Origin of the sequence: Methanobacterium sp. BAmetb5 (assembly GCF_003491305.1) — an archaeon.
In the GTDB taxonomy this organism is placed as follows: Archaea; Methanobacteriota; Methanobacteria; order Methanobacteriales; family Methanobacteriaceae; genus Methanobacterium.
Map to the genome: position 1 here is coordinate 577,501 of NZ_CP022706.1, position 25,343 is coordinate 602,843.

Annotated in this window: 25 protein-coding genes (1 of these 25 running past the window's edge); 24 read left to right on the forward strand and 1 reads right to left on the reverse strand. The window is 40.2% G+C overall.

The genetic code is table 11. The features are described from left to right. From CIT02_RS02725 to asnB, 11 genes are all read left to right on the forward strand, one after another. Positions 1–17, forward strand: the end of a protein-coding gene (locus tag CIT02_RS02725; protein WP_048073426.1) for an AAA family ATPase. 862 nt of this gene lie to the left of the window's left edge; the window shows 17 of its 879 coding nt (coding positions 863–879); its start codon lies off the left edge, out of view; its stop codon occupies positions 15–17. 47 nt (positions 18–64) lie between these two features. Beyond that, positions 65–295, forward strand: a complete 231-nt coding sequence (locus CIT02_RS02730) for a hypothetical protein (RefSeq protein WP_144405545.1) — start codon at positions 65–67, stop codon at positions 293–295. A gap of 221 nt (positions 296–516) precedes the next feature. Continuing rightward, the gene (locus CIT02_RS02735; RefSeq protein WP_279845362.1) at positions 517–654 is read left to right on the forward strand and encodes a hypothetical protein; all 138 of its coding nucleotides are present in this window, start codon (positions 517–519) and stop codon (positions 652–654) included. 1 nt (position 655) lies between these two features. Further along, positions 656–1,696: an ABC transporter substrate-binding protein gene (locus CIT02_RS02740; protein WP_292613791.1), complete on the forward strand. Its 1,041-nt coding sequence runs from the start codon at positions 656–658 to the stop codon at positions 1,694–1,696. A gap of 58 nt (positions 1,697–1,754) precedes the next feature. Next, positions 1,755–2,573, forward strand: a complete 819-nt coding sequence (locus CIT02_RS02745) for an ABC transporter ATP-binding protein (protein WP_292613793.1) — start codon at positions 1,755–1,757, stop codon at positions 2,571–2,573. After that, a complete protein-coding gene (locus CIT02_RS02750) occupies positions 2,570–3,526 on the forward strand; it encodes an ABC transporter permease (RefSeq protein WP_292613795.1) in 957 nt (318 codons plus the stop codon). The genes CIT02_RS02745 and CIT02_RS02750 overlap by 4 nt, the downstream gene beginning before the upstream one ends. Before the next feature lie 219 nt (positions 3,527–3,745). Next, positions 3,746–4,732 (forward strand): cysteine synthase A, encoded by a 987-nt coding sequence (gene cysK, locus CIT02_RS02755; RefSeq protein ID WP_292613796.1) that lies wholly within the window; start codon positions 3,746–3,748, stop codon positions 4,730–4,732. Positions 4,733–4,852: 120 nt separating this feature from the next. Beyond that, positions 4,853–5,566 (forward strand): serine O-acetyltransferase, encoded by a 714-nt coding sequence (cysE, locus tag CIT02_RS02760; RefSeq protein WP_287382299.1) that lies wholly within the window; start codon positions 4,853–4,855, stop codon positions 5,564–5,566. A 209-nt stretch (positions 5,567–5,775) separates the two neighbouring features. After that, complete coding sequence (locus CIT02_RS02765) at positions 5,776–6,153, forward strand: transcriptional regulator (RefSeq protein ID WP_292613799.1); 378 nt, start codon at positions 5,776–5,778, stop codon at positions 6,151–6,153. 703 nt (positions 6,154–6,856) lie between these two features. After that, positions 6,857–10,156 (forward strand): carboxypeptidase regulatory-like domain-containing protein, encoded by a 3,300-nt coding sequence (locus CIT02_RS02770; RefSeq protein WP_292613801.1) that lies wholly within the window; start codon positions 6,857–6,859, stop codon positions 10,154–10,156. A 316-nt stretch (positions 10,157–10,472) separates the two neighbouring features. Next, positions 10,473–11,984, forward strand: coding sequence for an asparagine synthase (glutamine-hydrolyzing) (gene asnB / locus CIT02_RS02775; protein WP_292613803.1), 1,512 nt, complete (start codon positions 10,473–10,475; stop codon positions 11,982–11,984). Here the strand turns inward: asnB and CIT02_RS02780 are convergent. After that, positions 11,981–12,949 carry a transposase gene (locus CIT02_RS02780; RefSeq protein WP_231553394.1) on the reverse strand — a complete coding sequence of 323 codons (969 nt, stop codon included), beginning with the start codon at positions 12,947–12,949 and terminating at the stop codon, positions 11,981–11,983. The two genes, asnB and CIT02_RS02780, sit on opposite strands and share 4 nt — an antisense overlap. Positions 12,950–13,233: 284 nt before the next feature. Here CIT02_RS02780 and gatC point away from each other — a divergent pair, with 284 nt between their 5' ends. The 13 genes from gatC (at position 13,234) to CIT02_RS02845 (ending at position 25,270) form a co-directional block, all read left to right on the forward strand. Next, on the forward strand, positions 13,234–13,449 hold the full coding sequence (gatC, locus tag CIT02_RS02785; RefSeq protein ID WP_048073433.1) for an Asp-tRNA(Asn) amidotransferase subunit GatC: 216 nt from the start codon (positions 13,234–13,236) through the stop codon (positions 13,447–13,449). Next, positions 13,446–13,934, forward strand: a complete 489-nt coding sequence (locus tag CIT02_RS02790; protein WP_048073434.1) for an amino acid-binding protein — start codon at positions 13,446–13,448, stop codon at positions 13,932–13,934. The genes gatC and CIT02_RS02790 overlap by 4 nt, the downstream gene beginning before the upstream one ends. 51 nt (positions 13,935–13,985) lie before the next feature. Next, positions 13,986–14,999 (forward strand): homoserine dehydrogenase, encoded by a 1,014-nt coding sequence (locus CIT02_RS02795; RefSeq protein WP_048073969.1) that lies wholly within the window; start codon positions 13,986–13,988, stop codon positions 14,997–14,999. 173 nt (positions 15,000–15,172) lie between these two features. After that, complete coding sequence (locus CIT02_RS02800; RefSeq protein WP_048085242.1) at positions 15,173–16,444, forward strand: cofactor-independent phosphoglycerate mutase; 1,272 nt, start codon at positions 15,173–15,175, stop codon at positions 16,442–16,444. Between the two features lie 95 nt (positions 16,445–16,539). Beyond that, the gene (locus tag CIT02_RS02805) at positions 16,540–17,964 is read left to right on the forward strand and encodes a Mur ligase family protein (protein ID WP_292613813.1); all 1,425 of its coding nucleotides are present in this window, start codon (positions 16,540–16,542) and stop codon (positions 17,962–17,964) included. A 101-nt stretch (positions 17,965–18,065) separates the two neighbouring features. Continuing rightward, positions 18,066–18,788: a type 1 glutamine amidotransferase gene (locus tag CIT02_RS02810; RefSeq protein WP_048073436.1), complete on the forward strand. Its 723-nt coding sequence runs from the start codon at positions 18,066–18,068 to the stop codon at positions 18,786–18,788. Positions 18,789–19,062: 274 nt separating this feature from the next. Beyond that, entirely contained in the window at positions 19,063–20,676 is a 1,614-nt protein-coding gene (gene pyrG / locus CIT02_RS02815) for a glutamine hydrolyzing CTP synthase (RefSeq protein ID WP_048073437.1), read from the forward strand. A gap of 24 nt (positions 20,677–20,700) precedes the next feature. Next, the gene (locus tag CIT02_RS02820; RefSeq protein WP_048073438.1) at positions 20,701–21,861 is read left to right on the forward strand and encodes an A24 family peptidase C-terminal domain-containing protein; all 1,161 of its coding nucleotides are present in this window, start codon (positions 20,701–20,703) and stop codon (positions 21,859–21,861) included. A 126-nt stretch (positions 21,862–21,987) separates the two neighbouring features. Continuing rightward, positions 21,988–22,410 carry a hypothetical protein gene (locus CIT02_RS02825; RefSeq protein WP_292613816.1) on the forward strand — a complete coding sequence of 141 codons (423 nt, stop codon included), beginning with the start codon at positions 21,988–21,990 and terminating at the stop codon, positions 22,408–22,410. Between the two features lie 114 nt (positions 22,411–22,524). After that, complete coding sequence (locus tag CIT02_RS02830) at positions 22,525–23,421, forward strand: DUF2101 family protein (RefSeq protein WP_292613818.1); 897 nt, start codon at positions 22,525–22,527, stop codon at positions 23,419–23,421. Positions 23,422–23,556: 135 nt separating this feature from the next. Further along, the gene (locus tag CIT02_RS02835) at positions 23,557–24,315 is read left to right on the forward strand and encodes a phosphopantothenate/pantothenate synthetase (protein ID WP_292613820.1); all 759 of its coding nucleotides are present in this window, start codon (positions 23,557–23,559) and stop codon (positions 24,313–24,315) included. Beyond that, positions 24,316–24,903 (forward strand): AAA family ATPase, encoded by a 588-nt coding sequence (locus CIT02_RS02840; RefSeq protein WP_048085248.1) that lies wholly within the window; start codon positions 24,316–24,318, stop codon positions 24,901–24,903. Then, on the forward strand, positions 24,893–25,270 hold the full coding sequence (locus CIT02_RS02845) for an RNA-binding domain-containing protein (RefSeq protein ID WP_292613822.1): 378 nt from the start codon (positions 24,893–24,895) through the stop codon (positions 25,268–25,270). Before CIT02_RS02840 ends, CIT02_RS02845 begins: the two co-directional genes overlap by 11 nt. Positions 25,271–25,343: the final 73 nt, after the last annotated feature.

Genomic DNA, 25,343 nt, shown 5'->3' on the forward strand with positions numbered 1-25,343 from the left:
GAGGAAGTGGTGTTTAATAAATGAAGTATCACCAAACAATGAAAGAGAAGCTGAGGGATTAGATATGGTAAATAAAAAAAATGTGACTTTCTTAGCTTTAATAATAGTACTTGTTCTTGTAGCTGGAATTTATCTGGCTGTTGTGGGATCAGGAACAAGTACTAATTCAATGACTAAGAACTCCTCGTGTGTTAAATGTGGTGCAACAAACCAAAGTGAATCATTAAATGAAACCACAAATGCAAACCATGATACTAAAAATGGATCACTTACTAATCCCACTTGTTGCACATGAAAAGTGATTATTGACGGACTATTCCTGATTAAAAATAATATATTTTCTTATTTTCAAAAAAGGGATGGTTAAATCTGTTAAACAGTTAAAAAAAAATCGTGAAATTTATATAAGATGCAGTCATTTAACGATCGTTATATAACGATAGTAATGGATTGTTTAAGCCGCTCTTCAGTCTAGACTGCTCTTCATATAAACCAATTAAATGGAGGATAGTGAAAATGAAAAGAAAATTAGAAAAAATTGACAATATAAACGAAAATAGCCAATCATATCAAAAGAGCGACTGTGGTATTAATAGTTCTCACTATAATGAATTAAATGGGAAAAGTGAACTATTTGAGGCTTTGAGGGATTAATATGGTTAATAAAAAAATAGTGGGAATTGCAGCCATTATAATTATACTTGCTGTTATTGTTGGTGCTTATTTTGTCAGTTCCTCTAGTGCAAACACTATAAAACAGGGATATGTGCCCAGTACGGGTGATGCCCTTGTTTTCATAGCCTACGAGGAAGGATTTTTCAAAGATGAAGGTTTAGATGTTCAATTAACCCAATTTTCGTCTGTTGTTGATGAGAACAATGCACTTGCAGCGGATAAAATTGATGTCATGGCTGGTGGGGTAGGAGAACCTCTAAACTTGATTTCTAAAGGTCAAAATCTCTCGGTTATAGGTGGAATCATGGCTGGAGATTCAGCTGTCATATCATCACCAGGAAAAGTTGCAGAACTGCAAGATATCCAGAATTTCAAGGGTAAAACCGTGGCTACAGTAAGAACTTCTACTGGTGATGTTATATGGAAAGCCGCACTTCTTAATGCTGGAATAAATGAAAGTTCAATAAACATTGTGGAATTCAAAACTCCCGGTGATGTTATACAGGCAGTTAAATCAGGAAAAGCTGATGCCGGTATTGTATGGCCACCATTTGAATACACTGCAGAACAACAGAATCTTTCAATTGTCAAATTCTCAAACGATTACATACCAAACCTTCCATGCTGCAGAGCAACCGTGAAAACATCCACATTGCAAAAAAATCCTGATAAATGGATTAAATACGAAAGAGCATTGATAAAAGCCTATGATTTCTACAAAAATAATCCAGATAAAACCGTTAATATAACTGCTAAATACGTTGATATGGATAAAGGGGTGCTAAAAACTGCATTGTACAATGATAAACTTTCATTATCACCAGATCCAAACAAAAAAGGCACGTTAGAATATTGGGCTATACTCAATAAGATCGGTTATGTCAATACAGGAAACACTGATCTTTCCCAATATATTAACACAACTGTGTATAAAACAGCTCTGGATCAGATTGTAAAAGAAAATCCAAACAATGCCAACTACCAAACCTTGGAAACAGAGTACAGCCAAAATGATGCGTGAATTTAATTAATTTACCCTATCTTTTTTTTAAACCGTGAAATTTTTATGAGGTTCTAAAATGGCTAATATAACCATAGAAAATGTTTCAATGAAATTTGAATTAGATGACTCAGAAGTTACAGCACTAACCGGTATAAATCTTAAATTAAACGATGGTGATTTTGTTTCCATTATTGGCCCTAGCGGCTGTGGAAAAAGCACCCTTATAGATATTATAGCAGGACTCAAAAAACCAAGCCAAGGAAAAGTTTTAGTGGAGAATAAAGAAGTTAATAAACCAGGATCAGATTTTGGCATAGTTTTTCAGGATTATTCACTTTTTCCCTGGATGAGTGCTTACGAAAACCTGTACTTCGCAATTGAACACACCAATAAAAAATTAAGTAAAGAGGAGATTAAAAGAAAATCCAAAAAATATCTGGATACCGTGGGACTTTCCAAGTTTGCTGATAAATTCCCTAGAACTTTATCAGGCGGTATGCGTCAAAGACTTGCAATAGCCCGGATGTTTGCCATAAAACCCAAAGCTTTCTTAATGGATGAACCTTTCGGAGCATTAGATGCCTTAAACAAAGTTTATATGCAAGATTTGTTGGTTTATCTATGGACCCGGGGTGATAAACGAGAAACAACCCTTTACGTAACCCATGATGTAGATGAGGCTTTGTTTTTTTCCGACAGAATAGTGGTTATGACACCATCCCCCGGCAGAATCAAAGAAATAATAAATGTTGACTTCCCCAGACCACGATGCAGGGTTGATATTGCAAAATCTGCAGAATATATGAGTTTACGTTCAAAACTCATTTCTCTACTGCATGATGAGATGTTAGAATCCATTGCTGAACAGGAAAAACATTTGAGGGATTTAAAATGAGCTTTCAGGAAAAATCATTACAATGGTTTCCAACCAAATTAAGGACCAACTTACAGCATTTACTTGTGTTTGGTATCTTCTTCGTGCTGTTTGCCATCACATTTGTATTGCCCAATACTTCTATTCCTGTAGGTACCAATTTGTTTGGCGCTGCACTGGGCTTATTAACATTATTATTTGCTATAGAAATATACATCCACAGAGAAGACTCTCAAAAAACCGTGGATCTCTTTCTAGTTCTGGGACTGGTGTTATTACTGTGGGATGTTGCAACCAGATTAAGCCTGATTGATACTATTCTTTTCCCAACACCTGAAGCAGTTTTTGCAGTTTATTCCCAGGATTACAGTAACATAATAACTGGAATATTCAGTTCACTTTCCATACTAGGTACCGGGTACTTATTTGCTGTAATACTGGCAGTGCCCATTGGTTTAGTTATAGGATGGAGAAAACGGGTTTACAATGTGGCTTATCCCATCGCCAAAGTCGCGTCCCCTGTTCCTCCCATAGTTTACATGCCGTATGCCATAGCATTACTCCCCTCCTTCTTCCTTTCATCGACTTTCCTGATATTTATCGGGGCTTTCTGGCCCATATTAGTCGGTGTAATATACGGTGTGTTTAGTATTGATCATCGGATATTAAACTCAGCCAAGACACTGGGATTGGATGAAATAACCATCATGAAAAAGGTACTGCTGCCAGGTTCAATGCAATCAATATTCTCCGGAGCGCTTATTGGTTTGATAATATCATTCATAACCCTAACTGCAGCTGAGATCGTAGGCGCCAGTTCTGGGCTCGGTTGGTACATCCAGTACCAAAGCCAGTTTGCTAATTATGATGGTGTGCTTGCGGGAATGATTGTTCTCGCCATTGTGGTAATCTTTATCACCATCATATTTGACAGAGTGCAAAATTACATCTTAAGATGGCAGAATACCAATTAAACCCAGAAATATCGTATTAAAATTTCTTTTTTATTTTTTACCCAATGATAACTTGCAAAAGATTGTACCACGCAACAAATAACCGAAACTTTTATAAAGGGTTTTCCACAATGAGAATTATAACAATTGTTATATAACAATAGTTATATGATATTATTTTGATGAGTTGTATAACAATAGTTATATAAGTGGAGTTATATAAAATAAAAGGTGAAAAAAATGGTAAAGATACCAGAATTAACAAGAGGAATTGCCAACGATATAACTGAAACCATTGGAAACACACCACTGGTAAGGTTAAACAGAATAAGCGAAGGTTTAGATGCAGAAATTTTAGTGAAACTCGAATCATTCAACCCAATCAGCAGTGTTAAAGACAGAATTGGGGTAGCTCTAATTGAACATGGGGAAGAAATAGGAGCCATAAAACCTGATTCAGTTTTAATAGAACCTACCAGCGGGAACACTGGAATTGCCCTGGCATTTGTAGCCGCAGCACGAGGATACCGATTAATACTCACCATTCCCGACACCATGTCCATTGAAAGAAGGAAACTTCTGGCAACCTTCGGAGCCGAAATAGTCTTAACACCCGGAGCAGATGGAATGCCTGGTGCAGTAGCCAAAGCTGAAGAACTGGCCGCAGAAATACCAAACTCAGTACTACCCCAACAATTCAAAAACCCAGCAAACCCAAAAATCCACCGGGAAACCACTGCCCAGGAAATCTGGAGAGACACCGATGGAAAGGTGGACATCGTTGTGGGAGGAGTAGGTACTGGTGGAACCATCACCGGTCTCGCACAAGCTTTAAAGGAAAAGAAACCTGAAATCAAAGCAGTTGCAGTAGAACCCGCAACATCACCAGTTCTATCCACCGGAGTAAAAGGACCACATAAAATACAGGGAATTGGCGCCGGATTTGTGCCCGAAGTATACGATGCCAACCTTATTGATGAAGTTATTCCCATCAAAGACGAAGACGCCGGAGCATACCTATTAAAACTGGCCAGGGAAGAAGGAATTCTGGCAGGTATTTCATCCGGAGCAGCCACCAGAGCAGCAGTGGAACTGGCCCAGCGTGAAGAAAACAAAGGCAAACAAATAGTTGTCATATTGCCTGATACCGGTGAGCGGTACCTGAGTGTGGGATGGGTTTTCGAAGAAATTTACAAAACCTATGAAGACACAATCCCTCAAATATAAATTAGAATGTCTAAAGAAAGGAGATAATCCATTCAATACTTCGGTGCTGAATGTTATTTTATATTTTCTTTAAAACCCCGTCTGATTTAGAATTTAACTCTAACAGGAGGAAGAATAATAATGTTTGAAAGGATAAGAGAAGATTTGGAAATGGTACGTATGCGGGACCCTGCTGCCCGGAGCACTCTGGAAATATTCTTCTGCTATCCGGGGTTACACGCCATCTGGTGGCACCGACTGGCCAGCTGGTTCTGGAACCACAAACTATTATTTTTAGGCCGATTCACATCAGCCATCAGCCGCCTGTTAACCGGCATTGAAATACACCCCGGTGCCACAATTGGTCGAAGGGTGTTTATAGATCATGGAATGGGAGTGGTTATTGGTGAAACCGCAGAAGTGGGGGATGATGTACTGATTTACCAGGGCGTGGTCCTGGGGGGTACCAGTCTGGAGAAGACAAAAAGACACCCCACCGTGGGCAGTGGTGTGGTCATAGGTTCAGGAGCTAAGATCATTGGTAACATTAAAATTGGAGACGCATCTAAGATTGGTGCTGGATCAGTAGTACTAAAATCCGTACCCTCAGGTTCAACCTGCGTGGGTATACCTGGAAGGGTGGTTCAGGAACAGCGTAAATGCGCCATTGACCTAGATCACGGAGAATTACCGGATCCAGTGGCCGAAGTTATCACCCTGCTTTTAAAACGTCAGAATGAAATGGAAGCCCAGATCAAAGAACTGGGAATTACATCTCAAGTAATGAAAGCTAATGGTTTATTAAATCGGAAAACTGAGATGGAAGAAATTTTCTCAGAAGGAGCAGGGATATAAGAATATCACTAAATTTACATAGATTTATATTAAGAATCACCATTATCATAATACACACATTTAAGACATTACATTTTAAAGTAAAGATAGGTGCAATAAGATAAGGAATTTAAAACTCATAAATTGATTAGAATTGTCAAAAAAAAGGATATATGAATGAAATATTTTATAAAATTAAGATTTTAGAATAAGGGGAATTAGTGATTAAAATGAGACCTCCGTGTGAAATAGTAGTGTGGTACGTTATCCCCACCATCAGATCCGAACTGGCCAAGGAACTCCTGAACCTGGGAATGAAACAGAAGGAGATTTCTGAGCTTTTAGATATAACCCAGCCGGCTGTTTCTCAATACATCAGTGATAAAAGAGGACACGGTATCAAATTCAACGATGAGACCCAAAAACTTATAAAAGACTTTGCCAAGGGCCTGGTGGAAGAAAAGTACAACCAGCGGGACATAATACCACATGTTTGCGAAATATGTAGAAAAGTGAAAACTGATGAAGTTCTCTGTCAGTTGCACCAAGAAAAGGGTAAAATGCCCACTGACTGTGACGCCTGCATGTCATCTCACCTATCGGAATAACCGAGATAATGAGGCGCCACTTTTAAATTTTTATGGGAATATTTTTGCCTTTGGAAAAGTAGAAAAAAGAATTGCTATTTTTTCCTCTTAAATACTTGTTTTTTGTCTTTATATCTGATTTTTGTTATATACAAAAAAAATTGTTTTTTACGTTCCAGTCCCGAGATTTTGTTTGTCATTATTAATATATTAAATATTTTACCTACTATCATTATTAATACATGAAAGATTGCCAGAAAAATTTAATTGTATTTCTTTTTACAGGGTTAATCCCCAACACTAACCATTAAATTTCATGATTAATCACCAAGTCGAGTATTAAAAAATGTAGATTTTCTTTGATTTTAAATGGTTTTTAATTCTTAATTCAAACGCCTATTATCCGGTCAATCAGACCATAAATTAATTTAATTGCAAATATAGATCTTAAAATAGATTATTGTTTTATCAAGGAAATATATGTGCATTCTATTAGCTTAATGAGGATTTAAACTATTTTCAAATAATAATATTTAAATACTATTAGATATTATTCAAACATGATATGCATGATACTTCAGTTAGTATTATGAGTTGCACCAGATATGTAAATTTGAAAGTAACTAACTTCATTTTACTTATCTTAAACTCAAATGCATTATCATCCGAAATAACGGCATTAAAGCAGTTATTTCCATTTGAAACAAAAAAGGAGGTGACAAATGTGAAGTATGAAAAACATGGAGCAGTTCTTCTGACAATCATTTTAGCAGTGATACTTTGCAGTGCAGTTAGTGCTGCAGAGTCTAGTGATACTCCTGTAAATTCTTCTGCAGATATTTCTGGGATACAATCAGATACATCGGCAGGATTTGACGAGAATAACAGTGATTCATCAATGGTAGACCCTATAATATCTGGAACAGTAATTGAAAGCGGTTCCAATACAGGATTAGGTGGAGTTACCATCAGGGTATGGGATACCAGTGACAATCTTATGGCAGAAACAATAACTGGAGCTGACGGCTCTTATCAGGTAAATTTCAACAATCCCGGAACAGTATTCAAGGTGGCGGCGATCAGGACCGGTTACTTATCTTATCTTAAAGAGATTACGGTAACTCCCAATGCAACCAACCCCGCTGATCCCAACCTTTACGGTACTGCCGACTTCCGAGTATATGCTTTACCAGCTTACAGTGGCAATGCTTCAAGTTATGTATTGAATGTAGGTGCAATTCCAGGAATTTTACTGGATGTTTACGCCGGAAAGTCGAACGCATGGGTTGATAGTAAGGTGATACCCTACAGTGAGGGTGTGGGAATACCACTGGAGGTTCGACTGCTTAGTGGTGACTTGCTTGCAGGTTTATTGAATGTTAATTCCACAGGTGGTCAGGGAGTGGTGACTGGAGGGATACTTCCCCAGAATTTACCCGCCCTACTACAGTTACTGGGCCTTGATTTAGGGGCTTTAGTTGGAGTTGCCGATTCCAGTTATCCCCCTGCAGCCAGTGGAGGAAGCAGCGTAATATCCCTGGATCTGAGTTTGTTGAATCTAATCCAGCTCATAAATCTGGGAGTGATCAATGCCAACAGCAGTATAACACCCGATTTTATAACGGGGGCCTTAACCAGTTCTTCCAGTGTTGGTAGCACAGCTAACATTGAAGTTCTGGGCGGATTACTGGAAATTGAAGCTTTTAATGTCCAGGCAACGGCCATTGCCAATGGTGAACCTGGAGGTGCCACTGCCCACTATGACTGGAGTGTAGCTGACATCCGACTTTTAGGGATAAGTATTCTAGACCAACTTAGAATAACTGGAGTTGTCCAACTTCCAGGAGTGCTTAGAATAGCCTTGGGGGATAAAACCGAGATTACTTCCCCTGATGGAACCTACGCTTTTGCTTCCGGGGATGCATTGAATATTGAGCTTTTAAATCTTATACCCGGCTATGAGTTACTGACTCTAACCTTAGGTCATGCTGAAGCTGAAGCAACTGTACCCTTGGGTGGTTTAGATGCCGGCACCGCTGACCTGGGAATAGAAAAATCCGTGAATAATTCTAATCCCAACTACCATAATGAAGTGGTTTTCACCTTAACTGCACATAACTACGGGCCCGATGATGCTACCAGTGTTCAGGTGAACGATCTGTTACCCGCAGGGTTTGAATGGGTATCTGACGACTCTAACAGTTCATATGATCCAATAACTGGCATTTGGACCATTGGTGATCTGGCTAACGGTGAAAGTATGGTGTTACATATTGTGGCACGAGTTACAGCATCAAATACCAGCCTAACCAACATGGCCCTTATCAACGGAACAGAACAGGACCCAGAACCAGGTAATGATCAGGACTCGGTGACGGTAACTGTTGGTCCAGCATCCGATCTGGAGGTTATCAAAGATGTAGACAACCATACTCCCCACTACCTGGACAATATCACCTACACCCTAACCATACACAACAATGGCCCGGATAACGCAACTGGAGTTACATCTGTGGATCTATTACCTGTTGGATTAAGGTACGTCTCTGATGATGGTAACGGATCCTACAATCCCACAACTGGCTTATGGACTATAGGAACTTTAGCCAACGGTGCAAACGCCATACTACACATCCTGGCACAAGTCATTACATCCAACACACAGATTACCAATATTGCTACGGTTAATGGAACCAATTACGACCATAATGACACCAACAACCAGACCAACACCACCATCACCGTACCACCCGCATCCGACCTAACCATAACCAAAACCGTGGATAATCCCACACCACACTATCTAGATAATATCACCTATATCATAACCGTACACAACAATGGACCAGACAGTGCAATCAACGTAAATGTAACCGATATATTATCCTCGGGACTACGGTACATCTTTGATAACAGTAATGGATCCTACAACCCCAACACTGGCTTATGGAACATAGGAACGTTGACCAATGGTTCGAGTGCTATTTTGAACATTTTGGCCCAAGTGATTGTATCCAACACACAGATTACCAATATTGCTACGGTTAATGGAACCAATTACGACCATAATGACACCAACAACCAGACCAACACCACCATCACCGTACCACCCGCATCCGACCTAACCATAACCAAAACCGTGGATAACTCTACACCAGATTACTTAGAGACCATCACTTACACCATAACTGTACACAACAACGGACCGGACAATGCAACTGGTGTGGTTTCACACGATGTGCTGCCTACTGGCCTGCGTTACATTTCAGACAACAGTAACGGATCCTACAATCCCACCACCGGCCTATGGACCATTGGCAACTTAGCCAACGGTGCAAATGCCGTGCTACACATCCTGGCACAGGTAATCGTATCCAACACTACCATAACCAACATCGCTAACGTAACTGCCACTGAATACGATCAAAACAGCACCAACAACGAAATTAACACCACAATCACTGTACCACCATCTTCTGACCTGGGAATTGCCATTACCGTGGACAATGCCTACCCCCAATATCTGGATTATGTTGAATTTACCTTGACCGCACACAATTACGGACCGGACGATAGTCCTAATGTGAAAGTGTACTTCACTGCACCAGCCGGGCTTCGTTACGTTTCCGATGACTCTAATGGTGCTTTTAATTCAACTACTGGTTTATGGAGTATAGGTTACATGGCCACCAATACCCTGGCAGTTATGCACTTGGTAATGCAGGCCATGGTTTCCAACGTGCAGATGACAGTTGAAGCCGTGATTACCGATCCCGACCCAGTTTACGCCGCAGGTTATTACGACCCCAACCCGGATAACAACCGGGCCAGTGTTTCTGTGCGACCCTATTCAGTATCTGATCCAGATAATCCATCTACAACAAACCCTAACACCAGTTCGGGCAAATACTATGGTTCGTCTGGAAAAACCATTGGAATGCAAACTACTGGGATTCCCCTTGGTGGGATATTACTGGCTTTATTGGCTATTTTCACCGGTATATGTGTGTCCAAACAAAGGTAAACCTATTAATTCCCCTTTTTTTATTTTTTTTATTTTAGGGTTTAAATTTTGAGAAAAAATATTTTGAAGGTTTAATTTTATTTTGAATAAGAATAACACATTATCTTACTGATTTAAGAATTAAACTATAATTTCTAAACTATAATTCCTAAATTTAATATCAAGGATTCAAAACATTATTAAATAATCCCCCTTTATAGTACCATATCTTATTCAGTGTGAACTTTTTGTCACCTGACTTTAAATGTCACCTGAGATAGGGATCAAACTACTTTGAAATTAAAATAAATCTTTAAAAAATCTGGAATTACTAATTATGTGTGCAATAACTGGTATCATCGGCGAAAATGTTCAGGATGAACTGTACAGAATGCTATTAACCCTTAAACACCGCGGACCTGATAAATCCGGCGTTTTCGTGGATGGTGTAATTTCCCATGGAAATCTGGAAGAACTTACTGTACCTCCTGGAAATTTCGGCTTGGGACATAATCTTCTATCTATTGTGGGATCAGAAGTTGTACAACCGTTAAGGAAGGGGAAAATTGTTCTCGTCTGTAATGGCGAGATATATAATCACTACCAACTATATTCTGGGCTTAAAAATGAATCAAACTACAATTTTGAAACTGATAGTGATTCAGAAGTGGTTTTAGGCCTCATCACCCATTATTACCATGGTTCGTTATCGCAAACGATTCCCAAGGTTGTGGAACGATTGGATGGTGATTATGCATTCTGTGCCTACGATGGTAAAGACCTGGTGGCTGTTCGGGACCCATTGGGAGTGAAACCACTTTATTATGGAGAAAATGATGGTATTTTTGCTTTTGCCTCTGAAAGAAAAGCATTGTGGACAGTGGGAATAGACGAAACCCACAGTTTGCCACCTAAATACATGTTACATAATCAGGAACTGGTAGAACTACCTGGAAGGTTATCTTGGAAAAACAATCATTCCATTAGTAGATCAGAAATAGTAACCCCCCCCTCAAAAAAATATCTCAAAGAAAGTCTAAAGAATCATATCCAGGAATCTGTTCAGAAAAGAACCCTTGGCCTGGATAAAGTGGGAATATTATTTTCAGGAGGAGTGGATAGCACTATTCTGGCGGTGATATGTGCGGATCTGGGGATTGAAACTGATCTATACGCGGTGGGTAGTGAGGATTCCCCTGATCTGCTCTTTGCCCATAATGTATCCTGTGATATAGGGCTTCCTCTGCACACCAGAATAGTTGACGAACAAGTGGTGAGAGAATACAGTCCCCCTGTATTAAATGCTATAGAAGAGTGGAATGTTATGAAATTAGGGGTGGGAATGACTGCATATCTGGCAGCGGAGATGGCCCACCAGCATGGCCAAAGGGTGATACTTTCTGGTCAGGGCGCCGATGAACTCTTTGCCGGATACCACCGTTACCTCGATTTCTATCAGGAGAAGGGTGAAAAAGCCCAGGAAGACCTCCAGGAGGATGTGGAGAACCTTTACCATGTGAACCTGGAACGTGATGATAAAGTAACCATGGCCCACAGTGTGGAGTTAAGGGTTCCTTACCTGGATCTTCAAATTATAAATATGGCCCTGGATATACCTATGTATTACAAGATAAATGGTCCTGAGGACAATCGGCGCAAGTGCATCTTAAGGGAAGTAGCACGTGAGTTGGGTGTGCCCCCGGAGATTGTTAATCGTCCCAAGAAGGCCGCCCAGTATGGATCAGGTATTCATAAAATCCTGAGGAAAAAGGTTCTCAAAGACCAGGTATATATGGATAATCTGAAAAAAACCTTTAAATTTAGGCTTTGTAGAAACCCTTTTTTTTAGTTGATTTGTGTTGTTCTGTAGATGTTGTATATTGTGTTTTTGAGTTTGGTTTCTTTGTTTGATAGTTGTGTGCTTCTGCTGTGGTTTGTGCCGTTAAATTTTCTTTTTATTGTTGAAAATATGCTTTCTATGTTGTTTCTTTTTTTGTATATTTTGTGTCGGAATATTGTTGGGCTTTTTAGTCTGTATTGTCCTTTTTTTGCTCTGTTTTTGAGGGGTATTTGGTCAAATGCTTTGATTTCTTCATTTATGCATTTTCTTATTGGTTCTGTGTCATATGCTTTGTCTGCTACTATGTAATCTGGTTTATATTTTTTGATTTGTCTTAATGCAGGTTTTGCAAATTGTGTATCATATTTTGGTCCGCGCGAAGTTTGATAATATAAAATAAGACGTGTTTTCACGTCTATTGTTAAATGGTTTTTTATGTAGCTTTTTCTTTCTTTTTGCCGTATTTTTGCATAATATTTGTCTGCATAATCATTCGTAAAACCAGAGCCGTCCAATGCTATTATATCTGCTTTAATATCGTTTAATAATAGTATTAATTGGTTAATTTCTCTAATTTGTTCTGAAGGTAATCGTTTAAAGAATTTTTGGATTGTTGTAAAGTGCGGAACCTTTTTTATTCTCAAATATCTCTTAATTACGTCCGATACATCAATAACATCAGTGATTTCACGATATGTTGATTTTGTGTAAATTTTCATTGCTAATATCGTGAATAAAGTATGTTGTGAATATAAATGGTTTGAAAAGGCATTAGAATACTTGTTTATCGCTATTTTAACATAATAGTATGTCCTTTCAATGAATTCCACCAGTTTATTTTCTTTAAATTTGCTATTCTTGTTTAAAAATCTTTTTAAACATTGAATATTAGAATTTTTAAAACCAAAATCCGAAAGATTTAACTGCTTTGAAACCCCAATATGAACAGGGGAATAATAGATTTTGCGAATCATAATAATATTATTCCCCTTTATCATTATAAATACTTTATCAACCTGTTTTAAAAATATGCAAGTGTAATTTCAAGTGAAAACAGGAAAACACAACTTAAAACTTACAAATTTTTTTTATTACAAAAAAAACCTGTCTTCAAATAAAAAAATTAGGGTTTCTACAAAGCATAAATTTATAGATATTTAAATCCATGTATACAAATGTGTATACCAATAACCTGATACAAATTCATTACCAGTTAAATCCATGATTATTATTAATATAAAGGTCAGGAGTGAATAAGTTGAAAATTGAAAAAGAGGCTGAAGAGATACTCCAGAGCTTTTCTGATGCCCTGAAAAACATACCAGAACTGGAAGAGACCCATTACATGGTGGATAATGTGAATCTATCCAGGGAAGACTGTGCTGAGGATAAGGACTCTGCCAAAATTATGCGTAACGCCCATGTGGATGAAGAGGGTAACCTTATAGCCGAGAAAGGAAAGTGGGTAAAATGAGATTTAATCTCGTTTTAGATCTGCCAGATGTTCCAGGACAATTATTAGAAGTTCTTGAACCAATGGGGAGGTTAGGGGCCAACATAGTGGCAGTAATACATCAGAGAGATGTTAAAACAGAACGAGGAACAGTTCCAGTACAGATAACCATAGAAGGGGATAAAGAAACCCTGGACATGGTTATGGATGCCCTAGAAGCCAAAGATATTCAGATAATGGCAGTGGATGGTGTTCTCCGTAAGGAGCAGATCACCACTATTCTGGTGGGGGATATTGTGGAGGAGGACGTTAAGGAAACAGTAACTCTCCTGAACCAGCTGGAGGGTGTAAAGGTGGCGGATCTGGATCTTAAAATGTCTGATGATCCCAAGAACTCAGCCACCAAGATGGTTATGGAAGCAGATTTTGGACATAAAAAGAAAATACTCAAAAGTATCAAAGAAGTTGGGGATCAGAAAGGCTTCCTGGTTATCAACGAAGTTTAAATGATTATGAATTCTAGAAAAGTGCAAATTCTAGAGATAAATGGTGATCCCATGAAAATTATTATTTTAGGTTTTGGAGCAGTGGGACAGGGCGTGGCCCGGGTCCTGTCGGTGAAAAAAGATTATTTAAAGAAAAAATATGGTCTCAACCCCTCTATCGTGGCGGTGGGTGATCGTTCGGGAGCGGCCATAAACCCGGATGGTTTAGACGAAGAATTACTTCTCAAAACCAAGGAAAAAACCGGTAAAATATCTTCTTTCCCTGAATACGGCATACCTGGTGTGGAGAGCATTAACATTCTGGACGAAGTAGAGTACGACTGCCTGGTAGAAGTTACCCCCACCGATATACACGATGGCGAACCAGCACGCAGCCACATGATCAAAGCCATGGAAGATGGTAAAGACGTGGTAACATCCAACAAGGGACCCCTGGCCCTATCATTCCAGGAACTGGCCACCACTGCACAGTCCAACAGTGTGGAATTTAAATTCGAAGCATCAGTTGGGGGAGCCATGCCCATCATTAATTTTGCCCACGAAACACTGGCCGGATGCAGTATTGAATCTATCTTCGGAATTCTAAACGGGACTACCAATTACATTCTGTCCAGAATGGCCAATGAAGGATCATCATACGAACAGACCCTTTCTGAAGCCCAGGAATTGGGAATAGCAGAAACTGATCCCTACCAGGATGTGGAAGGTATTGATGCTGCCTGTAAAATAGTTATACTGGCCAATTCTGTTCTAAACCTACCGGCAACCCTCAAAGATGTGGAAGTTGAGGGGATATCAAGGATAACCACCGAATCAATTGCCTTAGCTAAGAAGGAAGGAATGCTAATTAAACTCATTGGTGAAGCTTCACCAGATACATTGGAGGTATCACCCCGCCTGGTGCGTCAGGGATCTCCCCTGGCAGTGGAGGGAACCCTCAACCTGGCCACCCTCAAAACCGACCTGGCTGATGAGGTAACCGTAGTGGGTAAGGGTGCGGGATCAGTAGAAACTGCATCGGCCATACTGAGTGATATCATCAGTGTCTGGAAGGTAAGGAAATAAAATTCTCCCTTCCTATGAATTTATTTTTATTTTTGTAGTGACTGGAAAGTTCAATTAAACACTACCGGAGTTTTATTTCTCTTACAAAAATAAATTATAATTAATTGAAATGTCCACTATTTAAAGAGAATGTTTATCAATTAATGATCAACTGATTAGAGGAGATAAATTTAATGAAATACGTTGTGGTTATTGGGGATGGAATGGTAGATGAACCATTAGAGGAATTGGATGGTAAAACACCATTACAAAAAGCTAAAACCCCTAACATGGATTTTTTAGCTAAAAATGGGACCTGTGGCATGCTGCAAACTGTCCCCCCAGGAATGGAACCGGGGTCTGATGTGGCCAACCTGTCCATTATGGGTTATGATCCCAAAAAGTACTACACTGGCCGTGGCCCCCTGGAAGCAGCCAGTATAGGAGCTAAAATGAAAAAAGATGACATAGCATTCCGTTGCAATTTCATCACCTGTGAAAATGGGCTTTTAGCTGACTTCAATGCCGGGCACATCAGCACCATCGAGGCTGCCCAGCTCATTGAGAGCTTAAATCAAAGGTTATATAGCTACGGAAAATTTTACCTGGGAACTAGCTACCGGCATTTATTTATTTACAATGATAAAACTGCATCTCAACTTAAATCAACACCACCCCATGATGTGGTGGGGGAACCCATTCAGGAACATCTTCTAAAAGTTGGTGAAGATGCAGATAAATCTGTGGAAAATAGAGAGGTTCTAAACAATTTAGCACAGAAATTGAATGAATTGATGTATAAGTCCTTCGATGTGCTGGGAAAGCATCCCACCAACCAAAAAAGGATCGAAGATGGGAAAAAACCAGGCAACATGATCTGGTTATGGGGACAGGGCCCCCAACCCCAGTTACCATTATTTAAAGAAAAATATAACCTTAAGGGCGCCACCATCACGGGTGTGGATCTTATTAAAGGAATTGGAACTTATCTGGGGCTGACCAATATCCATGTTCCCGGGGCTACCGGGTTTTATGATACTGATTACTGTGGTAAGGCTAAATATGCACTGGAAGCTCTGGAAGAACATGACCTGATATTTATCCATGTAGAAGCTCCGGATGAAGCAGGCCATGCTGGTGATATTTATGAAAAAATAAAAGCCATAGAACGCATTGACCAACGCATACTGGGAAAATTGATAAAAGGACTCCCATCCATGGATGATTATGCTCTGGCTGTCCTACCCGACCATCCCACACCCATAAATATCCGAACACACACCTCTAATCCAATTCCCTATGCCATGTACACTCCTGGTTGCCGGGCCGATGCCACTGAAAAGTACGACGAACCATCAATCTTAAAATCATTTAATGAAAGTTCTAAAAATATCATGGAAGGGTATAAATTCCTGAATTTATTCCTGAACCTTCCAAAATCCAGTGAAAATACAAAAAATGAATAGCTCACAGGGAAACTAATAACTAAAAAAATGTTAAATAAAAATAAATCAGAATACCCTTTATTTAAAGGAGTTAAAACAAGTAGTACAGATCAAAGGTGGGATTAGGTATAAGTTACTCCAGATTTCGATATTATCTAGCAGTTTTCGCCGGCAATGTAGCCTCGTTCGTTCTTCAAAGGATCCTTAAAAGCAGTGCCAGTGCCATGCCGGGTAAGGTAGCCATGACTATCTACCCTGATATCCTGAAACTGTTGGATGAACGCTGCCAGAACAAGATCATCATCACCGGTACCAACGGTAAGACCACCACCAACAACCTCCTCAACCATATTTTAAGGGAGGAATACACCCGGGTTCTTTCCAATTTACGGGGAGCTAACATGCCCCAGGGACTGGTTAGTGCCTTTTTACATGACCGAAGGAAGGAATACGATTGGGGAATCTTCGAAGTGGATGAAGGTTCGTTTAAAAGAGTTACCCAACACTTGAAACCAGATTACGTCCTGGTAACCAATTTCTTCCGGGACCAGTTGGACCGATACGGTGAGATTGAAAAGGCATTTCAGGACATACTGGAAGCCTTGGAACCATTGGATACAACGTTAATACTTAACGCTGATGATCCTCTGGTTTCCAATTTCCGAAAACTCCATAAAAGGAACATCTACTATGGGGTGGCCCACAACCAGCAAAGTACCACCCAACAGAAAATTGTGGAATCCCGATTCTGCCCGGCATGTAGCAGCTACCTGGACTATGATTATTATAATTATGGACAACTGGGCGGATACCATTGCCCAGATTGTGGTTTTTCCAATCCGGAGTATGACTATCAGATAACCGGGATTGATTACCAGGACCACCAGTACCATTACCAGTTTATGGACAAAGATGAAAAGATAAAAGACATAAAATTCCCGTATGAGGGAATTTACAATGCTTATAACTGTTGTGCAGCACTGACCACTGCTCTGGAGGTGGGCTTACCCCTGGACCGGGTTTCCCATTCCATTGAACACTTTGAGTACCATCTGGGCAGGATGGAGAATTTCCAGTTCCCGGAGAAAATCACAAAAATTGCCCTAGTTAAGAACCCCATTGGACTCAGTGAAACCATAAACAGCGTGTCACTGGATGAACGGACAAAATCAATGCTATTTGTACTCAATGACAACCCCGCGGATGGGAAGGATGTATCCTGGATATGGGATGCTGAAGTGGAAAAGATGGGTAATGTGAAAAATATCAAAAAAATTTACTGTTCTGGCCGCCGGGCCGAAGATATTGCCCTGCGACTTAAATACGCCGGAGTCCCTGTGGAACTGGTGGAAGTGGATGATGCCATGGACCAGGCCATAGGGAAAGTGTTGAATGAAGATGTGGAAATCGTTTACTTGTTACCCACTTACACTGCCGTGTTTCAGGCCCGTGAACTGGTACTGGCACGCCTGGAAGGTTCCAGTAAGAAGATGTCCATGATCCGCGAATACCTGAAGAATTTGAAGTTACCTGGCCGATAACATTATATTGGAACTTAATTGGCATCCTGAAGGATTTTACAGAATAATATGAATAATTGAATTAAAGATTTAACACATTTAATGAAATATAGGGGATTATCATGGAATTGAAGATATATCATATGTATCCGGATCTCTTGAATCTCTACGGTGATCTGGGTAATGTAACCTGTCTGACCCAGCGATGCCAGTGGAGGGGCATCAAGGTGGAAGTGGTGGGTTTTGGCATGAACCAGGAGGTGCCACTGGAAGACGGTGACCTCTTTTTCATTGGAGGAGGCTCAGATCGGGGGCAAAATATTGTTTACTCTCACCTCCTAAAGTACACCGATGTAATGAGTGATTTAATTGAAAATGGAGCCCCTGTACTGGCCATATGTGGGGGATATCAGCTTCTGGGTGAGAAGTACATTGATGCCGAGGGAAATGATGTTCCTGGTTTGGGGATATTTGATTACCATACCCGTAGTGAAGGAGGAAGACTCATTGGGAACATAATTATAAAAAACAATTTAGGTCTTACTCCCGAGACACTGGTGGGCTTTGAAAACCACGGGGGCCGTACCTATCATGATCACCAGTCACTGGGAAGGGTGGTGGTGGGTTATGGTAACAATGGTCAGGACCAGGAGGAGGGCATGGTTTATAACAACTGCATTGGAACCTATCTCCACGGCCCGTTATTGCCTAAAAATCCCCATCTGGCAGATCACCTTATTTTAAAAGCTCTGGAGAGGAAATACAATTTAAAAGAGTTAACAGCACTGGATGATAGTAGGGAATATCTAGCCCATGAGAAAACACTGCATTTATATTCCCCCTGAATGATTTAGAAAATAAATAAAGTTCTAAAATTGAAAGGGGTCTACTACTGATCCCAAGATCAATGGCCTTTTTCGCAAATGTTTTTTAATGATATTTACATATACATAGATGTTCCTATTAGAGTTTCAACAGGTGAACCTTTCCCGGGAACCTAAAGATAAATCTATTAAAGCCTGTTAGCAGTGTTAAATCACTTATTTATACTTATTTAACGCTCAGAAGAAAGTTTACAATGTTACAACGTTAATATAATGTTAAAATCTTTTTAAGGAGATGGTTTTTCTGTCTAAATACATAGTAGTTACTGGTGGTGTAGTAAGTTCAATTGGAAAAGGAATAACAGCGGCTTCTATTGGTAGAATTTTAAGATCATACGGTGTGGATGTAACTGCTATCAAGATTGACCCCTATCTTAACTGGGATTCCGGTACCTTAAACCCCTATCAGCATGGTGAGGTTTTCGTAACTGAGGATGGTATGGAAACTGACCTGGACCTGGGGCATTACGAACGTTTTCTAGATGTGAATCTCTCCGGTGAATCCAACATTACCACCGGGAAAGTTTATTCTTCGGTTATTAACCACGAACGAAAAGGAGATTACCTGGGCTCCTGTGTGCAGATCATCCCCCACATAACCAACAAAATAAAGGATATGGTGCGAAAAATAGCCGACCAGAGCAATGCAGAAGTGATTCTGGTAGAAGTAGGAGGAACAGTAGGGGACATTGAAAGCCAACCCTTCCTGGAGGCCCTGAGACAGCTCCGAAACGAAGAAGGGCATGACAATGTGATGTTCGTCCATGTGACCTACGTACCTTACTTGCGGGCTGCTGGTGAGTTTAAAACCAAACCTACTCAGCACAGCACCAAAGAACTCCGGAGCACCGGTATAATTCCAGACATGATCATATGCCGGTCCGAATTATCAATTGATCAACCACTTAAAAACAAGATAGCCCACTTCTGTGACGTGGAAAGGGAAGCAGTGATTAACACCCCTGATGTGGGGTCCATCTACGAAGTTCCCCTCATAATAAATAAGGAAAAGGTGGGGGAATACATCATTAACCGGATAAAGATAGATGCGGGAGAACAGGACCTGACAGAATGGGAACATGTAGTTGAATCCCTCAAACAGGATGCCTACCAAGTCAGTGTGGGAATTATTGGTAAGTACGTGGAGCTAGAAGATGCCTACATGAGCATTCGGGAATCATTAAAACATGCTGCTGCCAATCTGGGAGTAAAGGTAAACATTGAATGGATACAGGCTGAAAATGACATTGATGAAGATAAATTAAGCCACCTTGACTCTATTTTAATACCTGGCGGATTTGGTGAAAGGGGAATAAACGGGAAACTGGAAGCTGTGCGCTACTCCCTGGAGAACAATGTTCCCCTCTTTGGTATATGTCTGGGTATGCAATGCATGGTCATTGAATTCGCCCGTCTTAATGGATTTGAAGGAGCCCACAGTACTGAATTTGACCAGGAGACTCCATATCCCGTGATCGACCTAATGGAAGAGCAGAAGAAGATCAAAAACATGGGGGGAACCATGCGACTGGGATCCTATCCCTGCAAATTAAAGGAGAATACCATGGCTCAGGAAGCCTACCAGCAGGAGGAAGTCAGTGAACGACACCGCCATCGTTTTGAATTAAACAACGACTACCGGGATGTTTTAAAGGAAAAAGGATTGATTATTTCCGGAACATCTCCCGATGATTTCCTGGTGGAAATGATTGAACTGGCGGATCACCCCTGGTTTTTAGGTTGTCAGTTCCACCCTGAATTCAAATCCAGGCCCAACAGTGCCCACCCCATCTTTGTATCATTTTTAAAGGCGGCACTGGAAAACCATAAGCAGAAATCAGGAAATTAAAGGGCATAAAAACCGAGGAATCAAATGTACATTGATATCCCCCTGATCACTGCTATGGTGGCCATAGTGGCCTGCCTGTACGCCAGCTACTCTGATCTTAAAAGTGGAATCATACCCAATAAGTTGACTTTCCCCCTCATTGCTATTGGATTAGTTTTGAATGGGATTTATGCCATTTTAATGGGCGAAGTCTGGATCATTGTGGTCTGTGCCGTGGTTACCGGGATAATATTTGCACTGGGCTACCTGCTGTGGAAAATGGGTGCCTGGGCTGGAGGGGATGTTAAACTCTTCACTGCCCTGGCCGCACTTCTACCCTTCAATCCCTTACTGATATCCTATCAATTATTTCAGGTGCCATTCCCAGTTCTGGGAATTTATCCCTTTCCCTTAACCGTGATCATTAACAGTATCCTGTCTATTCTGCCTTTCCTATTGATCTATGTCATTTACATTGTAGCCAAAGATAAGCGACATCTGGTGGGTGAACTAACAGCTCCAGTTAAAAACTACCGTAAAAATATCGTATTGACCCTGGTAATAACCTCTGCTGTGAACATAACCCTGTTTATTACCCAACAGACACATTTACAGATTATACTGATATCCTTAATCTTGATCTACTTACTCTCCCTGCTCATATCCAAACTACCCAATCAGGTTAAGGCCGTGGTTGTATCCCTGGTCACGGTGGCTGCACTTTTCTATAACTTCCAGATAACCATTGTTAGTATGGCTATCCTGTTTGTCTCCATTATTATCATTGAAACCGTGGTGAAACTCCTGACTTCTGTGAGTAGAAAGGCTTTACAGGATGATGTTCCCCTGGATAAACTCCGGGAAGGAATGATACCTGCTTACAATATGTACCAGCAGGATGATGATGAAATCTTTGTGGATGATAAGAGTTTCACCCAAAAGGTAAAGGAATCCTTTAAAAAAAGGGACCCCAGCATAGTCACCGCCCCTAAAGGTAAACGTCTGGTGGGCACCCTGGCGGCAGGCTTAACTGACGATGATATTAACCTGTTAAAACAATTGAAGCAGGAAAATAAGATCCCAAATGAATTCAAGATTAAAAAAGGAGTTCCTTTCGCCCCCTCAATTTTGATCGGACTCATCATATCCCTATTCATTGGAGATCTAGTTCAAATAATACAGATGATACTTATCTGGATCCTGTGAACAACAAAAAGATGCCCCGAGTTGAAACCAGACCCACTAATGTTTTGTTACTCGGACCAGGAATAGTACCAATATTTATATTAATCCTTAGTCATATTCATAACTAAGAAAAGTGTAGTGATTGAAATGGAAGAGAAAGGGCAAGCATCAGTGGAGTATTTGCTACTAATTGTAGTGATCCTAATTATTCTGGCCAGTGTTACCATACCACTGGTGAGTAGTTCTGTGAATTCTACCATGGACATCTCCCGATCATCTGATGCTAAAAACGCGATCCAAAACATAGCTAACGCTGTGGATCTCGTTTATGCCAATGGTCCAGGGGCAAAAAGAACTGTGAATGTTTATATACCCTTAAATCTGGTTTTACAAGGTAACAACACCCAAAACATTGGAATGAATGTTCCTTTATCTGGAAACGAAACCAAATACGTAAATTCAGACCTTAATTACAATGTTACCTTTGATAATGCCAACTTCAACCAGGGATGGAGCACGGTAACTGTGAACTGGGTTGTCGGTAAAAAGGCCATCACCATCAGCCATTAAATGAACTAAAAACAGGTAACTTAATATTTTTATTTTAATTTACCATGAGAAGAATTAGATATTTTAAAAACTAGAATTTTAATTTACGATTAGGAAAATTAGAGTGGTAATACTATGGGAGTGTTCAGTAAATTTGGAGATTTGATAATTGGATTTTTCTCACTTCTGGGTGCAGTTATCCTGTCCATACCCAAAATTCCCCAAAAACTACGTAACATTGACCGTGGCCAGATTAAAGATAAAATCGATACAGAAAAGCTTAAGGAAAATGTATCCCGAGTGAAGGACAATCTGGACACCAAGAACTACCAAAATGCCCAAACCCCTCCCTCAGAAAGAAAAATTCCTGAAAACAATACAGAAACCAGTAAAACGTCACAGTCATCCCAGTCTGATGTCCTACTCATATCCACACCATTCACCTCTAAAGAAAAGGAAGACACCATATTCCGTCTCCAACTCTTATCATCGGGATTTTTAATTTTATCAGTGATATACCTGTTTAACTTCCTGTCCATTATCCTATATGGAATTTTAGGAGTTTTATTAGCGGGTTATATAATTTATCTCCTGTTTAACCGGGTTAAAGTCATGTATGGTTCAGAATTTCCTGCTTACAGGGATTTCTTCCTGATGTACCTGGCAGTGGGTATCATCCTGGTTATCGTAGGTAACAATTCAGCCCTGGTGACTGCCTTTTCATTGAGTTATTTCCCATCCTTAACTATCCTTATCTTTGCCATTGTCGCCGTGGCCGTAGTTTACCTTCTCTTCAGGATACGATACCACCGGGACTTTACCTACGGAGTGGTAATTGAAACTGGCGAGAAGATGGCCTACGTAAAGGTGGAATATGACATACGATCCAATGTGAAACCTGATATATACGTGGTGGAAAATGATTACGGTGCCTCAGATGGCGACACAGTGAAGTTAAAGACTGAAAAGAAGATATTCAGTAACAGTGGTAACAAACCAATACGTATTATGGAAACGGTTAACAAGGTATAAATCCCCATTTTTTTGATTCAAATAATTTATTTAATAATTTTTCTCTGGGTAAGAAAATGAATTTAATCTTTAAACAGACTAATCTATATTATTTATAAAAAAAATCAATTCACAAATAATATTGGAGTTCTAATTATGCATGATATGTCCCCCCATCATCCCCGTTACCAGTCCCTTCTTTTAAGGGATAAAATGGCCAAGGCTTACCAGGAAGGAATACTGGCTGACACCGCTCTTATTGCCCATGGCAGGGGTGAGGCCTTTGACTATATTTTAGGCGAAAAAACAAACCTCCCCGCATTAAATTCCATTAAAGCAGCAAGTGCTGCACTCTTACTGGCTGAAAACCCAGTTTTATCAGTTAATGGGAACACTGCTGTATTGACTGCCGATGAGATGGTGAAACTAGCCCAGATCCTGCCGGCTAAGGTGGAAATCAATTTATTCTACCGCACACCACAGAGGGTGATGAAGGTGGAGGAAGTTTTAAAGAAAGCCGGAACCACGGAGATACTAGGTAAAGAAGGGGATGATTACCTTCCTCTAAATGGATTGGAAGGTCCACGGTCCAGGGCTCACCCGGAAGGTGTGCACCGGGCAGATGTGATACTGGTTCCACTGGAAGATGGAGACCGGGCCGAAGCACTGGTGGCATTGGGTAAGACAGTTATAACTATTGATCTTAATCCTCTGTCTCGAACTGCTCAAACTTCATCCATAACTATTGTGGACAATGTGGTTCGAGCTATTCCCCTTATAATTGAAGAGATAAGCAAGTTGAGGGGATGTCGGATTGATGAACTGGAAGCAATTGTCCATGAATTTGATAACCAACGGAATATTGACAGTTCACTGCAGCTAATTGCACAGTATCTGGAAAAGGATGGTAAATAAATGAAGGTAATTGGTGTTACCGGAATGCCGGGATCAGGTAAGAGTGTGGTTTCCAGGGTGGCGGAAAACCTGGGAATGAATGTGGTGCGGATGGGAGATGTTATCCGCGACGAAGCCCATAAAAGGAACGAATCACCCGGAAAGGTAGCTGTAGATCTGCGGAAGGAGTTTGGTAAATTTGTAATAGCCGAAAGGTGTGTAACATACATTAAAAACCTTTCAACCCCTGAAGAAAAACATGATTCTAAAAAAAATCCATCATCCCCTAAATCAACAGCTTCTAACCATTCTATGGTTCTTATTGAAGGGATTCGCAGCCCCTGGGAGGTAGAAATATTCAAAAATAACTTCCCTGATTTTAAAGTCATTGCCATACATTCTGCACCAGAAACCCGTTACCTTCGCCTACGGAAGAGAATGAGATCCGATGACTCTGCCGAAACCAGGGAAGCACTTAAAAGAGATCAGAGGGAGTTAAAATTTGGTATTGGTGATGTAATTGCCAGTGCAGATTTCATGGTGGTTAACGAAGGTGCTAAGGGGAAGCTAAAAAACACAGTAAGGGGTATTCTTAAAAATGAATTGTAAAGTAGTTGCTAGAGCCACAGTCAATCCTACGGAGGATTTGGACAAGATCATAAAAGCTCTATCCAATGTTTTCCATTATGAAGACATAGTTATAGGCGAAGATAGTGTTACTGTCACGGGAAACACTTCCTGTCTCTTTCCCTTTAAGGAATTCCTTGAAAAAAGAAAGATCAGAGAAACTGCCCGTAAAATGATCATCAAAGGATGGAGTGAAGAGTCAAAGGTCATAACGTTGAAGTTGAGTAAGCAAGCCGCATTTGCGGGTATGGTTAACCTTGTAGAAGATGATCTTTCTCCCCTGGGAGAGATTGAAGTTCAGATAAGTACCGAAAATGTAGAAAAGTTTACCAGCTGGCTGTGTGGATAAGATAAAAAGTAGGACTAATGTAATTTAGTTTTATACCTAAATTATTGAGGATATCCTATTTTTTTTAATTTTT